The organism is Ancylobacter aquaticus, from assembly GCF_004339465.1.
GTDB classification, from domain to species: Bacteria; Pseudomonadota; Alphaproteobacteria; order Rhizobiales; family Xanthobacteraceae; genus Ancylobacter; species Ancylobacter aquaticus.
This window is the reverse complement of record NZ_SMFY01000001.1, coordinates 1,705,222-1,720,384: the sequence shown is the minus strand read 5'-3', so window position 1 is coordinate 1,720,384 and position 15,163 is coordinate 1,705,222. Positions and strand designations below refer to the sequence as shown.

The 15,163-nt window shown below is 67.9% G+C and carries 15 protein-coding genes; 6 read left to right on the top strand and 9 right to left on the bottom strand.

The window, feature by feature from the left end:
• Positions 1–44 precede the first annotated feature (44 nt).
• Both EV667_RS07970 and EV667_RS07965 read left to right on the top strand, forming a co-directional pair.
• Positions 45–656, top strand: coding sequence for a TIGR00730 family Rossman fold protein (locus tag EV667_RS07970; RefSeq protein WP_165901565.1), 612 nt, complete (start codon positions 45–47; stop codon positions 654–656).
• 111 nt (positions 657–767) lie between these two features.
• A complete protein-coding gene (locus EV667_RS07965) occupies positions 768–1,163 on the top strand; it encodes a hypothetical protein (RefSeq protein WP_131834708.1) in 396 nt (131 codons plus the stop codon).
• Here the strand turns inward: EV667_RS07965 and EV667_RS07960 are convergent.
• Positions 1,152–1,682, bottom strand: a complete 531-nt coding sequence (locus EV667_RS07960) for a GNAT family N-acetyltransferase (protein ID WP_131835073.1) — start codon at positions 1,680–1,682, stop codon at positions 1,152–1,154. The two genes, EV667_RS07965 and EV667_RS07960, sit on opposite strands and share 12 nt — an antisense overlap.
• Positions 1,664–3,058, bottom strand: a complete 1,395-nt coding sequence (cysS, locus tag EV667_RS07955; RefSeq protein WP_131834707.1) for a cysteine--tRNA ligase — start codon at positions 3,056–3,058, stop codon at positions 1,664–1,666. The genes EV667_RS07960 and cysS overlap by 19 nt, the downstream gene beginning before the upstream one ends.
• A 283-nt stretch (positions 3,059–3,341) precedes the next feature.
• On the opposite strand from cysS, the gene EV667_RS07950 reads away from it, so the two are divergent.
• Positions 3,342–3,674, top strand: a complete 333-nt coding sequence (locus tag EV667_RS07950) for a hypothetical protein (protein WP_131834706.1) — start codon at positions 3,342–3,344, stop codon at positions 3,672–3,674.
• Between the two features lie 27 nt (positions 3,675–3,701).
• Here EV667_RS07950 and EV667_RS07945 read toward each other — a convergent pair whose 3' ends face one another.
• The gene (locus tag EV667_RS07945) at positions 3,702–4,238 is read right to left on the bottom strand and encodes a CreA family protein (RefSeq protein WP_131835072.1); all 537 of its coding nucleotides are present in this window, start codon (positions 4,236–4,238) and stop codon (positions 3,702–3,704) included.
• 208 nt (positions 4,239–4,446) lie between these two features.
• Between EV667_RS07945 and EV667_RS07940 the strand changes: the two genes are divergently transcribed.
• Entirely contained in the window at positions 4,447–5,457 is a 1,011-nt protein-coding gene (locus tag EV667_RS07940; protein ID WP_131834705.1) for a DUF2865 domain-containing protein, read from the top strand.
• 22 nt (positions 5,458–5,479) lie between these two features.
• On the opposite strand, the gene EV667_RS07935 is transcribed toward EV667_RS07940, so the two are convergent.
• Positions 5,480–6,844, bottom strand: a complete 1,365-nt coding sequence (locus tag EV667_RS07935; RefSeq protein ID WP_131834704.1) for a glutamate--tRNA ligase — start codon at positions 6,842–6,844, stop codon at positions 5,480–5,482.
• Positions 6,845–6,998: 154 nt separating this feature from the next.
• Between EV667_RS07935 and EV667_RS07930 the strand changes: the two genes are divergently transcribed.
• Positions 6,999–7,919 (top strand): AEC family transporter, encoded by a 921-nt coding sequence (locus EV667_RS07930; RefSeq protein ID WP_131834703.1) that lies wholly within the window; start codon positions 6,999–7,001, stop codon positions 7,917–7,919.
• Between the two features lie 6 nt (positions 7,920–7,925).
• Here EV667_RS07930 and EV667_RS07925 read toward each other — a convergent pair whose 3' ends face one another.
• The 3 genes from EV667_RS07925 to EV667_RS07915 all read right to left on the bottom strand — a co-directional run bounded on the left by EV667_RS07925 (position 7,926) and on the right by EV667_RS07915 (position 12,150).
• Complete coding sequence (locus tag EV667_RS07925) at positions 7,926–9,620, bottom strand: NAD+ synthase (protein ID WP_131835071.1); 1,695 nt, start codon at positions 9,618–9,620, stop codon at positions 7,926–7,928.
• A gap of 65 nt (positions 9,621–9,685) precedes the next feature.
• Complete coding sequence (locus EV667_RS07920) at positions 9,686–11,686, bottom strand: rhamnan synthesis F family protein (RefSeq protein WP_131834702.1); 2,001 nt, start codon at positions 11,684–11,686, stop codon at positions 9,686–9,688.
• Between the two features lie 113 nt (positions 11,687–11,799).
• Positions 11,800–12,150, bottom strand: coding sequence for a winged helix-turn-helix transcriptional regulator (locus EV667_RS07915; protein ID WP_131834701.1), 351 nt, complete (start codon positions 12,148–12,150; stop codon positions 11,800–11,802).
• Positions 12,151–12,336: 186 nt separating this feature from the next.
• On the opposite strand from EV667_RS07915, the gene EV667_RS07910 reads away from it, so the two are divergent.
• Positions 12,337–13,350 carry a zinc-binding alcohol dehydrogenase family protein gene (locus EV667_RS07910; protein WP_131834700.1) on the top strand — a complete coding sequence of 338 codons (1,014 nt, stop codon included), beginning with the start codon at positions 12,337–12,339 and terminating at the stop codon, positions 13,348–13,350.
• A gap of 30 nt (positions 13,351–13,380) precedes the next feature.
• Here the strand turns inward: EV667_RS07910 and EV667_RS07905 are convergent, their stop codons facing one another.
• Positions 13,381–14,124, bottom strand: coding sequence for an alpha/beta hydrolase (locus tag EV667_RS07905; RefSeq protein WP_245516026.1), 744 nt, complete (start codon positions 14,122–14,124; stop codon positions 13,381–13,383).
• Positions 14,125–14,344: 220 nt separating this feature from the next.
• The gene (locus tag EV667_RS07900; protein WP_131834698.1) at positions 14,345–15,130 is read right to left on the bottom strand and encodes an alpha/beta hydrolase; all 786 of its coding nucleotides are present in this window, start codon (positions 15,128–15,130) and stop codon (positions 14,345–14,347) included.
• Positions 15,131–15,163 lie beyond the last annotated feature (33 nt).

Sequence of the window (15,163 nt, the reverse complement as noted above, 5' to 3'; positions counted from 1 at the left end):
CAGAGCCCTTGAACCCGCCCGTGCTGCGGTGCACCATGGTATCCATGACAAAGATCAAGAGTATATGCGTCTATTGCGGTGCGGCCACGGGAGCCGACGCCGTCTATCTCGAAGCCGCGATGGCGCTGGGGCGCCTGCTTGCCACGGAGGGCATCCGCCTCGTCTATGGCGGCGGCGGCGTGGGGCTGATGGGCGCGACCGCCCGCGCCTGCGCTGAAGCCGGCGGCAAGGTGACGGGAATCATTCCCGACTTCCTGCTCGGCAAGGAGCAGGCCTTCGACCACGCCCATGAGCTGATCGTCACCAAGGACATGCACGAGCGCAAGCGGCTGATGTTCGAGCGGGCGGATGCCTTCATCGCCCTGCCGGGCGGCATCGGCACGCTGGAGGAGCTGATCGAGCAGCTCACCTGGGTGCAGCTCAACCGGCATTCCAAGCCGGTGATGGTGCTCAACATCGCCAATTTCTGGGACCCGCTGCTGACGCTGCTGGACCACATGCAGTCCACCGGCTTCGTCAACATCGCCCGGCCGGTAAAGCTGCTGGTGGCGCATAATGTGCGCACCGTGCTGCCGAAGCTGCACGCGGCCGTCGCGCATGTCAGCGAGGCGGAGCTTCACGGCGAGGCGGAAGAGCGGGTGCTGAACCGGATGTGACGGGCGCGATGCAAGTGTCGCGGGAAGGCTCGACGGGGCGTGTGGGATGTTTCATTCGGCCCGCCAGATTGATCGGCATCGTTGTGGAAGCTTGTCGAGGACGCCCAAACCATGCGCACGCTTCTCTATCGTCTCTTGCTCGGGCTGACGGGCGCAACTCTTTTCTTGTTGGTTTGGGCGTTTCTCTGGATCTCCGGCTGGGTCATCGTCATCGACGAAACCGATGGAGTTGAGACGGCCGTGATAACAAACAGTACCGGAGCCGAACAAAAACTTTTCCGGCTTTGGAGGGGATTATTTTATACTATTCCCAAGATGGAAGGGACAATTGAAGTCCGCTGCTACAATGGCGCACGATTGCGCCAAGGCTATGCGACGGGTTACCTACCCTCTGAGCTCAAGGTGGTCGGCGAAAGCCCTTGCGAAAAGATGATCTCGGCAGACTGCCCGTATCCGTTCGTTTTGCCTGCCGCTGCTCACTGTCGCGACAACGGTCTAATGAACTGAACCTTCCGGCGGGCCGAGCAGCTTTTCCATCGTCGTGTTGGCCAGCCACACCCCGCCGAGCGACAGCGTGTTGCGCTGCTTGGGGGCGAAGCCGCGCGTGCTGAAGAAATCGAGCGCGGTGTCGCTGGCATCGACCGTCAGGCTCTTGGCGCCGCGCGCCCCGGCCAGCCGCTCGATGGCGTCGTAGAGCAGCGACGCCACGCCCTCGCCGACCGCTTCCGGCCGCACATACAGCATGTCGATCAGCTTGTTGTCCGCCAGCGCGATGAAGCCCATCACCTCGCCGTCGCGGGTGGCGACAAGGGTGAGCTGGTCCTTGAGCCGCGCCGCCAGCGCCTCCTCGTCGGAGGCCGCCGCCGCCCAGGCTTCCTGCTGGTCGGTGTCGTAATCCTCGCCGGTCAGCTCAAGGATCGCCGCCTCGGCGATGGCGGCGAGCATCGGCACGTCGCCCGGCAGCGCCGGGCGCAGCGCTGCGGCGGGCGCCCTCTTCGCGTCCCCGCTCACCGCTTCGGCTCCCAGGAGGTGGTGCCGTCCTTGTTGTCCTTCAGCGCCACGCCGAGCGCGACGAGTTCGTCGCGAATGCGGTCGGAGGCCGCCCAGTCGCGGTTGCGGCGGGCCTCGATGCGCTCGGCGATGCGCGCCTCGACTTCCTCGGCCGGGATGGTGAGCTCCGGCACCCGCGCGGCGGCCCACGCTTCCAGCGGGCCGGGCTCGAAGCCGAGAAAGGCCAGCGTGCCGGCCAGCGCCTTCTTGCCGGCGTGGTCGCGCAAGGCGTGCATCTCGGCGATGGCCTTGGGCGTGTTGAGATCGTCCGCCAGCGCTTCCAGCACCGAAGGCGCAGGGCGCGGATAGGCGTCGGGGGCAGCGGCATCGAACCACTGCTCCAGCGTCTTGGCGCTTTCTTCCAGCCCCTTCACCGTCCAGTCGATCGGCTGCCGGTAATGGGTCTTCAGCATGTTGAGGCGCAGCACCGGGCCCGGCCAGTCGGCGAGAAGCTGGCGGATGGTGATGAAGTTGCCGAGCGACTTCGACATCTTCTCGCCTTCCACCTGCAGGAAGCCGTTATGCATCCACACCTTGGCCATGAGCCCGGAATGGAAGGCGCAGCGCGACTGCGCCACCTCGTTCTCATGGTGCGGGAAGACGAGGTCGATGCCGCCGCCATGGATGTCGAAGGTCTCGCCCAGATGCTTCCACGACATGGCGGAGCACTCGATATGCCAGCCCGGCCGCCCCGGAGCCGCGATGCCCGCCGGGGAAGGCCAGCCCGGCTCGCCGGGCCGGGAGGGCTTCCACAGCACGAAGTCCATCGCGTCCTTCTTGTAGGGCGCGACATCGACGCGGGCGCCGGCCAGCATGTCGTCCAGCGGCCGGTTGGAGAGCTTGCCGTAATCGGGCATGGAGGGCACCGAGAACAGCACATGGTCCTCGGCAACATAGGCATTGCCGGAGGCAACCAGCTTCTCGATCAGCTGGCGCATCTCGGCGATATGCTCGGTGGCGCGCGGCTCCACATCGGGGTGCAGCACGCCGAGCGCCTCCAGATCGTCGTGGAACTGCGCCTCGGTGGTAAACGTCACCTTGGCGATGGCCTCGTTGAGGTCGAGGCCGGGATGCTCCGTCGCGGCGCGCGCGTTGATCTTGTCATCCACGTCGGTGATGTTGCGCACATATTTGACGTGGTCCGCGCCATAGAGGTGGCGGAGCATCCGGTACAGCAGATCGAACACGATCACCGGGCGCGCATTGCCGATATGGGCGAAGTCGTAGACGGTCGGGCCGCACACATACATCCGCACCTTGGCGGCATCGAGGGGGGTGAAGACCTCCTTCGTGCGCGACAGCGTGTTGTAGAGCTTCAGCTCGGGAAGCGCCTGTGCGTTGGTGCCCGACATTTTGTGCCTTCCGGATCCTGCCGCGTCAGGTGAGGCGCGGCGCCGCGTCTGTCGTCCGTTTGGCCGTCCGCGTCAAGCCGAGCGCGCCATAACGGCCACGTGCTGCGGGAAACTGCAGGGCACGGAGGTAAGCGTGCTCGGCCACGGTTGACGGGTGCGGGAGGCACGGCTATCTCGCCGCCACGACGATGGTGGTGCGAATTTTTAAGGGTCGGTTCAAACCTTTTCGCCACATTGACGTTGTCAAGCCGCCACCATGTCGCCACCAACCAACGTGCCCCCCATGAACACGATGCCGCGCCTGCGCATGTCCCTGCTCGCCCTCACCCTCACGCTGGCCCCTGGCCTTGCCTGGGCGGACGAAAACACCGGAATCTTCAGCGTCGACCTCTCCGACGGCTACGGCATCGACACCTGCATCGCTTCCGGCGCGCCCTGCGGCCAGGCGATGGCGGATGCGTGGTGCCGGGTGCACGACTTCACCCGCGCTACCAGCTTCGGCGTGGCGCGCTCGGATGCGCAGGCTGGCTTGGCGAACGCCGCCGCCCCGGTCCGCACCGCCGCCTGCGAGGGTAGCGCGTGCCAGGGCGCCGTCGCCATTACCTGCGCGCGCTGAACGGCCGCTCCCGATGAGGGCGCGCCCTCACTTCAGGAAGTCGCCGCATTTGGGCGCCTCGTTGGTCGCGCCCCAGGGCATGACCGGCACGGTCGAGGTCGAGTTCTTCGGGCTCCCCTCGATCAACCTGTCGGAATAAACGAGATAGACCAGCACGTTGCGCTTGGCATCGCAGCCGCGCACGATCTGCATCTTCTTGAAGATCAGCGAGCGGCTTTCGCGATAGACGATATCGCCCTGATCGAACTTGCTCTTGAAGCTGATGGGGCCGATCTGCCGGCAGGCGATGGAAATGTCCGACACTTCCTCAGCCACGCCGAGCATGCCCTTCACCCCGCCCTTCTCGGGCACGGTGTAGTGGCAGGCGACGCCGTCCACGACGGGATCGTCAATGCCGTACGTGGCGAGCTTGTCGTCGGGGGTGAGGAATTTCCAAACCGTCGACTTGCGAAAGATGAGGTCCGGCTCCTGCGCCCCGGCAGGGCCGACGGCCAGCCCCGTGGCCAGCACGAGGGCGGCGAAGGTGAACGCGAGGAAAGTGCGGGCGCTGAAGGCGGGAATCATGCGGATGTGAACTCCGATCGGAACGTTCCGCATATGGGGCTCCCGGCCCCCCGTGCAACGCCCCCGTCTCTTTCGCACCGCGCGTGCTGCTTGCATCGGGCGGCGAAAGCGGGTTCAAACTTTCGACAAGCTTGCCGTGCTCATTGCGGCCCTCGCCCGATTCCGGCACACCCGCTTCCGTCCGCCATCGCGATTGCAGTCCCCCTTGATGACACTCCGCAGCCACCGCCTCGCCGCACGCCTCCTCATCGCCGCGGCGCTTCTCGCGCCGGCCAGCCTTGCGGGCGCGCAGGATTATCCGCCCAGTGGCGGCTATGAGGGTGGCGACCGCTCGACCTGCATCCGGTTGGAAGGCCAGCTCGCCGGGCTCGACCGTGGACAGGGCGGACAGCGCGATCTCGGTGCCGCCATCGCCCAGCAGCAGCAGGACATCGCCAACCTTTCCGCCCAGGTGCGCCAGCTCGGCTGCGACAAGCGTGGCTTCCTCATTTTCCAGCCGCAGCTGCCGCCCCAGTGCGATTCGTTGAACCGTCGCCTGACCCAGGCCCGCTCGTCGCTCGACCGCACCATGATGCAGTCACGCGGCCAGCAGAGCGGCAATAATGAGCAGCGCCGGCAGCTCATCTATGCCCTCGCCCAGAATAACTGCGGCCCGCAGTACCAGGCCGCGCTCGGCCAGGGCGGTGGGGGCCAGGGCGCAGGGGGCAATTACGGCAACCAGAATCGCCGGCCACGAAATTTCATCGAGCAGCTCTTCGGCGTGCCGGCGGACGAAACCGGCCCGCTGGACGTCCAGCCGCTGGAGATGCCGAAGGTCTCGACCTATCGCACCGTCTGCGTGCGGACCTGCGACGGCTTCTTCTTCCCGGTCTCGTTTGCCGCCACCCCGGCCAAGTTCGGCTCGGACGAACAACAGTGCCAGCGCCAGTGCCCCGGCACCGAGGCACGGCTGTACGCCTATCGCAACCCGGGCGAGGACATCAACCAGGCGGTCGGCATCAACGGCCAGTCCTATATGTCGCTGCCCACCGCGCTGCTGTTCAAGAAGCAGTTCGTCCCCGCCTGCACCTGCCGCCCCTCCGGCATGAACTGGTCGCAGGCGATGTCCGGGCAGGACGACCCCACCTTGCGCAAGGGCGACATCGTCGTCACCGAGGATGCCTCGCGCGAAATGGCGCAACCGCGCCCGGCCGCACCGCCGGCGACGAAGAAGCCCTGACGGGCGTCGGCCTCCGTCCGCCCTACCCCGGCTCGCCCCGCAGCCGCGCCGACGCCCGCTCGCGGCCGATCAGCGGCAGCAGCGTTTTCATTTCCGGCCCGCTCTCGCGCCCGGTGAGGGCGAGGCGCAACGGGTGGAACAGCGCCCGCCCCGCGCGGCCGCTCGCCGGCTTCAGTGCCGCGATCCAGCGCGCATAAACGTCGCTGTCCCACGCCCCTTCCGGCAGCAGCGCCGCCGCCTGCGCGAGAAACGCCGCGTCGTCCGGCGCGACCACCGGAGAGAGCGGCCCCTCGACCACGCCCCACCAGTCCGCCGCCTCCGCCAGCCGGGCGAGATTGCCGCGCACCGCGAGCCAGAAGCCCTCGCCGCCGCCGACACCGAACCCCGCGAGCCGGTTCGCCACCGCCTCGAAGGGCAGATGGAGCAGTGTCGCGGCGGTGAGCGCGGAAAGCTCGGCCGGGTCGAAGCGCGCCGGCGCGCGGGAAATTTTGGCGAAGTCGATCCTCGCCACCAGCGCCTCCAGTGAAGCCACCGGCTCCACCGCCAACGAGGTGCCGGTGAGCACCGCCAGCGCCGCCACGGCGAGGGATTCCTCGCCCTCCTCGCGCAGCGCCCGCAGCGAGAGATGGCCGAGCCGCTTGGAAAGCCCCTCACCGCTCGGCAGGACCAGCAGGTTATGGTGCCCGAAGCGGGGCACCCACCCACTCAGCGCCTCGATGATCTCGATCTGCACGCCGGTATTGGTGACGTGGTCCTCGCCCCGCACCACATGGGTCACGCTCATGTCGATGTCGTCGACCACCGAGGTCAGCGTGTAGAGGTAGGAGCCGTCCTCGCGCACCAGCACCGGATCGGACAGGGTGGCGGTGTCGACGCCCTGCCGGCCGCGCACCATGTCGTCCCACACCACCTGCCGCCCGTCGAGGCGGAAGCGCCAATGCGGCCGGCGGCCCTCGGCTTCCAGCGCCGGGCGGGCGGCGGCGTCCAATTTCAGCGCGGCGCGGTCATAGACCGGGGGCAGGCCGCGCCGGCGACGCGACTGGCGCTTGGCCTCCAGTTCCTCCTCGGTCTCATAGGCGGGATAGAGCCGGCCGAGCGCCTTCAGCCGCGCCACCGCCTCGTCATAGCGCCCCAGCCGCCGCGACTGGTGCTCCACCCGGTCCGGTGCGAGGCCGAGCCAGGCGACATCCTCAGCGATGGCTTCGGCGAAGGTGTCGCTGGAGCGCGCCGTGTCGGTGTCGTCATAGCGCAGGATGAAGGTGCCGCCCCATTGCCGCGCGAACAGGGCGTTGTAGAGCGCGGTCCGGGCATTGCCGACATGCAGCAGGCCGGTCGGCGATGGCGCGAAGCGAAGGACGGGCGGGGGGGGTGACGAGGCGTGGGACATGACGCGCTTATCGCCGAGGTTGGGGGATGGGAGCAAGCCGCCACGCCTGTTTGGCGTTGCCGATCTTTACGGCGGCAGGGAGGGTTGGGTAGTTTGCATTCTGTCGGCCATATGCCAGCCCTCGCCGCGTACCGACAGACCCTTGGAGCCCAACGTGACGCCGATAATCCAGGATATCTTCTCGATCTTCTTCGTTCTCGCCCTGGGCTATGTTGCCGGCAAGCGCTCCAGTTTCGATCAGGCTCAGGCCTCCGGCTTCAATCACCTCGTTCTCACCTATTGCCTGCCAGCCCTTCTTTTCGTCTCGATTGCCAACTCCTCCCGCGAGGAGCTGTTTTCCGACACGCGACTGCTGACGATTTCCGTAGCCGTGCTGCTGTTCTGGTATTTTGTTGCGTTTTTCGCCGCTATTTTCCTGTTCGGGCACGACCGTCGCGAGGCGGGAATCGCCGGACTGAGCGCCGGCGCCCCGACCGTCGGGTTCCTCGGCATGGCCGTGCTCGCGCCGCTGTTCGGCGGCAGCGCGGCGCTCAGCGTCGCCATCGTGGCGCTGGTCGTGAACGTGATACTGGTCCCCTTGGGCATGTTCTTCGTGGCGCCGAAGGGCACCAAGCCGGCGGCGGCGCTGCTCAAGGCGGCCAAGGAGCCGGTCGTTCTCGCCCCGATTATCGCGGTCCTGCTGGTGCTGGCCGGCGTCCGCATGCCTGATCTTTTCCAAGCGCCGCTGGCGCTCATCGGCCATGCCACCTCGGGTGTCGCGGTTTTCGCCGCCGGGCTGGTGCTGGCGGCGCACAAGTTCCAGCTCAACGCGGAAGTGCTGTGGAACTCGGCGGTCAAGGTCGGCCTGATGCCGGCCTCGATGCTGGCCCTGGCGCTGATCACGGGCGTCAGCGCGACCCATCTCGAGCAGGTGGTCCTTCTTGCCGCGCTGCCGCCGGCGTTTTCCGGCATCGTCATTGCCGGACGCGAGCAGACCTATGTCGACCTCGCCTCGTCGACACTCATCGTCAGCGTACTGGGCTTCGCCGTCGCCGCGCCGCTCTGGACGTCGCTGGCCCGCCACCTCGCTGGATGAGGGGGCCTACGCCCCCTCGCGGAACCTGTTGGTGATGGGATAGCGCCGTTCGCGGCCGAACTGACGGGTCGTGGCCTTCACCCCCGGCGCGGCCTGCCGTCGCTTGTATTCCGCGAGGTTCAGCAGCCGTTCCACCCGCGCCACCAGCGCCGGCTCGAAGCCTTCCGCCACGATGTCGGTGACGGGAAGTTCGCGCTCCACAAGACGTTCAAGGATGGCATCCAGCACCTCATAGGGCGGCAGGCTGTCCTGGTCGGTCTGGTTTTCGCGCAGCTCGGCGGTCGGCGGCTTGGTGATGATGTTCTCGGGGATCACCGCGCCGTCCGGTCCCAGCGACCCAGCCGGCTTCCAGCGATTGCGCAGCGCGCTCAGCCGGAACACCTGCGTCTTGTAGAGGTCCTTCAGCGGATTGAAGCCGCCATTCATGTCGCCATAGAGCGTGGCATAGCCGGTGGCCATCTCCGACTTGTTGCCGGTTGTCACGACCATGGCGCCGAACTTGTTGGAGAGCGCCATCAGCAGCGTGCCGCGCACCCGCGACTGCAGGTTCTCTTCGCTCACATCGCGGGCCCGACCCTCGAACAGCGGCGCCAGCACCTGCTCCAGCGCCTCGACCCCCTGCGCGATGGGCAGGATGTCGTAGCGCACGCCCAGCGCCTGAGCGACGGCGGCGGCGTCGGAGAGCGACTCGTCCGAGGTGTAGCGATAGGGCAGCATCACGCAATGGACCCGCGCCGGCCCCAGCGCGTCCACCGCCATGGCGGCGACAAGGGCGGAATCGATGCCGCCGGAAAGGCCCAGCACCACGCCGGGAAAGCCGTTCTTCTCGACATAGTCGCGCAGGCCGAGAACGCAGGCGGCATAGTCCGCCTCGTCGCCCGCCAGCAGCGGCGCCCGCGTACCCTCCTCGCAGCGCCAGCCATCGGCCCAGCGCTCCCAGCGGGTGAGGCGCAAGCGCTCCTGGAAGTTCGGCAGTTGCACCGCGAGCGAACGGTCGGCATTGAGCACAAAGGAGCCGCCGTCGAACACCAGCTCGTCCTGCCCGCCGACCTGGTTCACATAGGCGAGCGGCAGTCCGCTTTCGACCACGCGGGCCACCGCCACGTTCAGCCGCTCGTCATGGACGCCCCGGCGATAGGGCGAGCCATTGGGGATAAGCAGGATCTCCGCCCCGGTCTCCATCAGGCACTCGATCACATCCGGCGACCAGATGTCCTCGCACACGGGAACGCCGAGCCGCACGCCGCGAAACGCCATCGGGCCCGGCATCGGGCCGGCGGAGAAGACGCGCCGCTCGTCGAACACGCCGTAATTGGGCAGGTCCACCTTGAAACGGCTGCCCGCCACCCTGCCGGCGTCGAGCAGCAGCGCGGCGTTGTAGAGCTTGCCGTCCTCCACCCACGGCGCGCCGAGGAGCAGCGCGGGTCCGCCATCGGCGGTCTCAAGCGCCAGTTCCTCCACCGCCTGCCGGCATGCCGCCTGAAAGGCGGGCTTCAGCACCAGGTCCTCGGGGGGATAGCCGGAGAGGAACAGCTCGGTGAAGACGACGAGATCCGCGCCCTGCTCGCCCGCCAGCGCCCGTGCCTCGCGCACCCGCCGCACATTGCCGGCGACGTCGCCGACCACCGGGTTGAGCTGGGCGAAGGCGATGAGGATCTGGTCGGCGGGCGCTTGCGCGTTGGATGCGGTCGATGGCGACATGCTGGACATGAGCGTCGTTTAGCCTTCCCCTCCGGCGCCGGCAATCGCCGCCGCGCCTGCGAACCTCAGTCCCAGTCGGTGCCGGGCACCCGCACGGCGATGGTGCTGAAGCCCGCCTGCCGCACGGCCATGGGCAGCAACCGCTCCAGCCCGTGCATGAGGGTGCCATCGTCCGGGATCGGCTCGGGCGGGTAATCCTCCCAGCTCAGGTCGAGCGCCAGATAGGACCGCATCGCCGCCGGACGAATGGCGAACATGTTGCCGACGGGAAAATCGACATAGGCGCCGAGTGGCTCGGTCAATTCCAGGTCCTCGCGCAGTTCCTGCACGATACGGTCATTGCGCGCCCAATTGACCAGATGCGAGTCCTCCGGATGGATCAGGCCGACCTCGGGGCTGACTTCCAAACGGGCCAGCACGGTATCGAGCATGGGATGCGTCCCGCCGATCAGGTTCTCCCACAGGAAATGACGCCAGGGATCGCCAATGGCACGACGCCGGCCCTTGGTCTTCTTTCCGTGCACGTGGAAGAACACGTCATAGCCGCCCCCGGTCAACGCATCGCGCAGCCCGGTCAGGAACGGGCCGATGTCGCGGCCGAGATTGGGCACGACATCGATCTGCACGGCGCTGGGGTAGCTGGCCGTCATCGCCCGGAGTTCATCCGCCTTGGCCGGCGTGTCCGTCGTCAGGAAAAGGTCGGGGCGCGAGGCATTGACGTTCAGGCGCTCCAGCAGTTCCGGCAGCAGGTCCGGATAAAAGAAGTGGCCGTGCAGCGCGCTTCTCAGCCGGCTCGCACGCGGTCCCGGCAGCGGGCCGAACACCGGCATCGACCACGGCCCCGGCGGACGTCCCTTCTCGATCCAGTGCGAGAGCGGGTAGCGCCGCTGGTCGAAGCAGGCGACCGGGTGGTGCTCGGCATAGATCAGCGGGTGAAAGCCGGAATAGGGCCGACGCAGCGGCGGCCGGTTGGGGTGGCGCTTCAACAGCGCCTTGCGCCGCCAGTCGGCGATCAGGCGCTCCAGCTTCTGCGCCACGGTGAACGCGCCGGGCGGGTCATTCTCGCGCGCGATATCGAGTATTTCCAGCCGCTCCGGCTCGGTGGCCAGCACGAGGGAAAGCTCACAGTCCAGTTCCTCGCCGATCTCGCGACCGATGGCGAGCACCGCCGCCGCGCCCGCCTCCAGCGGCGCCTCGGCCGCCGCCAGCCGGCGACGCGCGGCAAAGCGCGGCATGGCCACCAGCGCCGCCTCGCGCGCGGCGGGCGTGGGGAAAACCAGGGCACTGGCCCGCTCCAGCGCCAGTTCCATCGCCGGGCCCAGCGTCTCATGCCGCGCCGGATCGGCATCCGCCTCGCCGAACACCGCGACGACGGGAATGTTGCGCTGCTCCAGCGCGTCGGCCGCGTCGATGGTCGCCAGCCCCACGGTGATCGCGAAGAGCGGCCGGTCCTCGCGGGCGCGAAAGGCCAGCGCGTCGACCAGCACGGCGCGCGGGGCACGCGCACGGGCAACATCGACCGGCACAAGAGCGACCCCGTCTGCAGCCAGAGCCTCGTCGGCGCCCCTTTCGCCGTCGAGCACCAGCAGGACCACCGCGTAATCGCGGGCGAGCAGCCGCAGCAGCGGCGAGGCCGACGTGGCACTCTTCTCGATTACCACGAGCACGGAACGTCGCCCCGTCGACCGCGGCGGAAACGGCAGGCCGGCGACCAGCGCGGGCAGCGTCGCGTCCGAGCCCGTCAGCCAGTTGGCGAAGGGGCGCCGGGGGCGGCCGGGCTCCTTGAAGATCACGCCTTCCAGGCCGGGGCGCGGGCGCTGATAGGCATCGAACAGAAGAGAGCGCAGGAAGGCGCGGGGGTGGCCCTCGGCGTCGAAAAGCAGCCGGCCAATCCGGCGCCCGGTCTTCTGGGTGTTCGCGGTTATCCAGCGCCGCAGCCGGCTGCGCTGCCTCGGCACGAAATAGCGCGCGCGCTTTGTCGGGCGGCCCTTGGCCGGGCAGTCCTTAGCCGGGCTCTCGGTTGCCGGCGATGCCTGTTCCGGCAGGGAAGACTCGGGACGGGTCATGGCACTCCGGCGGGCCGATGCGGATAATCGTGCAGCGCGCGTCGCCGAAGCGCAGCGCTCCGGGCGGTTCTAATGAGGGCGGCCAGCGAAGGCCAGAGCCTCGCCGTGCATTGTCACTCTGCCGCGACGTCGTAGGCCGCGCGCGACCGGCTTCCCCAGCGATGCAGTTCGAGGATGGCGGGGCGCAGGCGCTCGCCGTTCTCGGTCAGCCGGTAGCCCACCTGCGGGGGCAGCGTCGGGTAGACCGTGCGGGCGATCACCCCATCGGCCTCCAGCTCCCGCAGCGCCTTGGCGAGAATGCGCGCGGTGACGTTGGGCATGCGCCGGCCCAGTTCGCTGAACCGCACCTCGCCGGAGAGCAGGTGATAGACGATGCCGCCCTTCCATTTGGCGCCGATGATCTCCAGCGTCGCCTCGACCGGGCAGCCCTCGCCGCACGCATAATCCTGATGCCGCCTCGCCATGGCCTGTCTCCGCTTCAAGCCTTGCGAATTTAGGTCGTCAGCCGCGTCCGGGAAAGGGGCTTACATTTTCGATACCTGCCGACAATCTCGTGCGTTCTTGCGCTTGGCGCGCGCATGGCGACATGTCGGGGCACATCGTCAATGACTTGAGGCGCGCGCCTGAGGGTGCCGCGCGGGAGATTTGCCATGAAGGCCATCGGCTACATCCAGTCGCTTCCCATCACCGAAGAGCGCGCGCTCTTCGACTTTGAAACCGCCGCGCCCACGCCCGGCCCGCGCGACCTGCTGGTGCGGGTGAAGGCCGTCTCGGTCAATCCGGTCGACACCAAGGTGCGGATGCGCCGCGCCGGGAGCGAGGACGCGCCGGTCATCCTCGGCTGGGACGCCGCCGGCGTGGTCGAGGCGGTCGGTGCCGAAGTTACCCTGTTCAAGGTTGGCGACGAGGTGTTCTACGCTGGCGACCTCAACCGCCCCGGCACCAACGCGGAGCTGCACCTCGTCGACGAGCGCATCGTCGGCCACAAGCCCTCCTCCCTAGGCTTCGCGGAAGCTGCCGCCCTGCCGCTCACCTCGCTTACCGCGTGGGAGGGGCTGTTCGACCGGCTCCAGGTGCCGATGAACGGCGGCGAAGCCACCAGCCTACTGGTTATCGGCGCGGCTGGCGGCGTCGGCTCGCTCGCCGTGCAGTTCGCCCGCCAGCTCACCAAGCTCACGGTCATCGGCACCGCGTCGCGTCCCGAGAGCCGCGCCTGGGTGGAGGGCCTCGGCGCCCATGCGGTCATCGACCATTCCCGGCCGCTCGCGGCCGAGCTCGAAGCCGCCGGACTCGGGCTTGTGGACTACACCTACACCCTCACCAACACCGACAAGCATTGGGCGGAGATCATCAAGGGCGCGAAGCCTCAGGGCCGTATTGCCATCATCGATGACCCGGCGACGCTTGACGCGCTGCCGCTCAAAGGCAAGAGCCTGTCGCTGCACTGGGAGCTGATGTTCACCCGCTCGCTGTTCCAGACCCCGGACATGATCCGCCAGCACGAGATTCTGGAGGAGGTCGCCCACCTCGTCGATGCCGGTACGCTGCGCACCACGCTGGGGGAGAATTTCGGCCCCATCAACGCGGTCAATCTCAGGCGCGCGCACGCACAGGTCGAGAGCGGGCGGTCCATCGGCAAGATCGTGCTGGAAGGCTGGAACTGACGCGCTGCCCCGCGCGCGGGGGGACGGGCGTCAGCCGGCGCGGTCGGGCGTGAGCCCTGCCGCGTCGGGCGCGCCGGCCGTGCCGAGCCGGCGTTCGAGAACGTGCTCGATGAGGAGATAGCGCAGGCGGCGGAACAGGCCCGTGCGCTTGCGCTGCCTTATCTTGGCATAGGTCGCCGAGGCCAGCCGGCGGCGCCAGATCCGCTGCTCGAACTGCGCCGCGTCGAACCGGCCCTCGGCGATGTCGAGCACCGCACTGTCCAGCAGGCCGCATTCCTGGACATAGGCGATGGACGCGTGGCCGCTGAAATAGATCCGCACCAGATCGAGCGGCGCCTCGCGCCGCAGCGCGCGGATATGGCGGCGGTCCAGGTTCAGCGGATCGTAGAAGATGTGTTTGACCGCGCCCTCGCTCGGCCTCTGGCGGTCCCACATCACCGCGCGGCTTTGCGAGCCCCAGCGCCGCTCCCACCACACGCGCCAGCGGTCGATGCTGTATTGCGGCGAGAAGGCGATCACCGCGTCAGCGCCCAGCGGCTCGGAGAAGCGGTAGGCGGCATAGCCGCCCATGCTCATGCCATAGGTGATGACGCGCGCACCCTCGGCAATGTCGGCGCGCACGCGGGCCAGCGCCTCGGGCATTTCCCGGTATTGATACCAGCAATTTCCCGACGGCATGAAATGGTAGGCGGTGCGCCCGCGCTTGGCGAAGAAGTCCTCGCCGAAGCCCTTGCGGCCTTCCGGCCAGTCCGCCCGCATCGATTCGAAGGTCACGAAGACCGTATCCGTGCAGGGGCCCGGAACCTTGACGACCGTTAGGTTCTCGCTCTCGAAGATGACCTGACGCACGCACCTGCCCCGCTGGCCGCCTCCCGGCGACCTCTCTTGCGAAGGGCAAACTAGCCAGAGGCGTCGTCAGCGGACAATCACAATTTCCGAGGATTGCGCGATTGCTGCCGGATGTGGCCGGTGGGTCGCGTGCGCGGCGCGTGCTCTAGAGGCGGAAGCGATCGACGATGTCGGCGATGATCCGTCGGAACAGCCGGCTGCGTTTGCGCGCGCGCTTGTCGCGGTAGAAGGGCGAGGCGTCGAGCCGGGAGGCCAGCTCCCGCGCGAAGGCGGCGGCGTCGAAGCGGTTCTCGCCGACATCGAGCACCGCCTTTCCCAGCAGTCCGCACTGCATCAGGACGGTGATCGAGCCATGGCCGGCATAAGGCACGCGCACGCGCACCACATCGGCCACCCGCTCATAGAGCCGGACATGCCGGCGGTCGCGGTTGTGCGGGTCGTAGAACAGGTAGACCGGCACGCCGCGCGGCACCATCAGGTGTTCCCACAGGACCTGGCGCGGGCGGTCGAACAGCCCGTCCCACCGCCGGTCCCACGGCACCACCTTGGGGTCGATGCTGTATTGCGGCGAGAAGGCGAGGATGCGGGAGACGCCGAGCCGGCCGGCGAAGCGGATGGCGGCATAGGCCCCCATGCTCACGGCATAGGCGACCACCTCGACCCCCGGGGCGATGTTGGCCCGTACCTTCGCCAGCACGTCCTCCATTTCGGGGTACTGGAACCAGAAATTGTCGTTGGCGAAGAAGTGGTAGGCCGTGAAACCGTTGTCGCGGAGGAACTTCTCGGCGAAGGCCTGCCGCTGCGGATTCCGGTCGAGCACATGCGGCTCGAAGGTGACGAACACGACATCCGTGCGGGTGCCGTCGGTGCGGACCACGCGCACATTCTCGCTTTCGACGACGACATGACGTCCGGTCTCAAGCTGTGTCACCCGCGCCTCCTATGAAAACACCGCGACCCGGGG

Coding starts and splice junctions, on each gene's coding strand:
- EV667_RS07970 (WP_165901565.1), top strand. CDS start 45: ATGACAAAGATCAAGAGTATATGCGTCTATTGCGGTGCGGCCACGGGA.
- EV667_RS07965 (WP_131834708.1), top strand. CDS start 768: ATGCGCACGCTTCTCTATCGTCTCTTGCTCGGGCTGACGGGCGCAACT.
- cysS (WP_131834707.1), bottom strand. CDS start 3,058: ATGTCGGGCACCAACGCACAGGCGCTTCCCGAGCTGAAGCTCTACAAC.
- EV667_RS07950 (WP_131834706.1), top strand. CDS start 3,342: ATGAACACGATGCCGCGCCTGCGCATGTCCCTGCTCGCCCTCACCCTC.
- EV667_RS07945 (WP_131835072.1), bottom strand. CDS start 4,238: ATGATTCCCGCCTTCAGCGCCCGCACTTTCCTCGCGTTCACCTTCGCC.
- EV667_RS07940 (WP_131834705.1), top strand. CDS start 4,447: ATGACACTCCGCAGCCACCGCCTCGCCGCACGCCTCCTCATCGCCGCG.
- EV667_RS07935 (WP_131834704.1), bottom strand. CDS start 6,844: ATGTCCCACGCCTCGTCACCCCCCCCGCCCGTCCTTCGCTTCGCGCCA.
- EV667_RS07925 (WP_131835071.1), bottom strand. CDS start 9,620: ATGTCGCCATCGACCGCATCCAACGCGCAAGCGCCCGCCGACCAGATC.
- EV667_RS07920 (WP_131834702.1), bottom strand. CDS start 11,686: ATGACCCGTCCCGAGTCTTCCCTGCCGGAACAGGCATCGCCGGCAACC.
- EV667_RS07915 (WP_131834701.1), bottom strand. CDS start 12,150: ATGGCGAGGCGGCATCAGGATTATGCGTGCGGCGAGGGCTGCCCGGTC.
- EV667_RS07910 (WP_131834700.1), top strand. CDS start 12,337: ATGAAGGCCATCGGCTACATCCAGTCGCTTCCCATCACCGAAGAGCGC.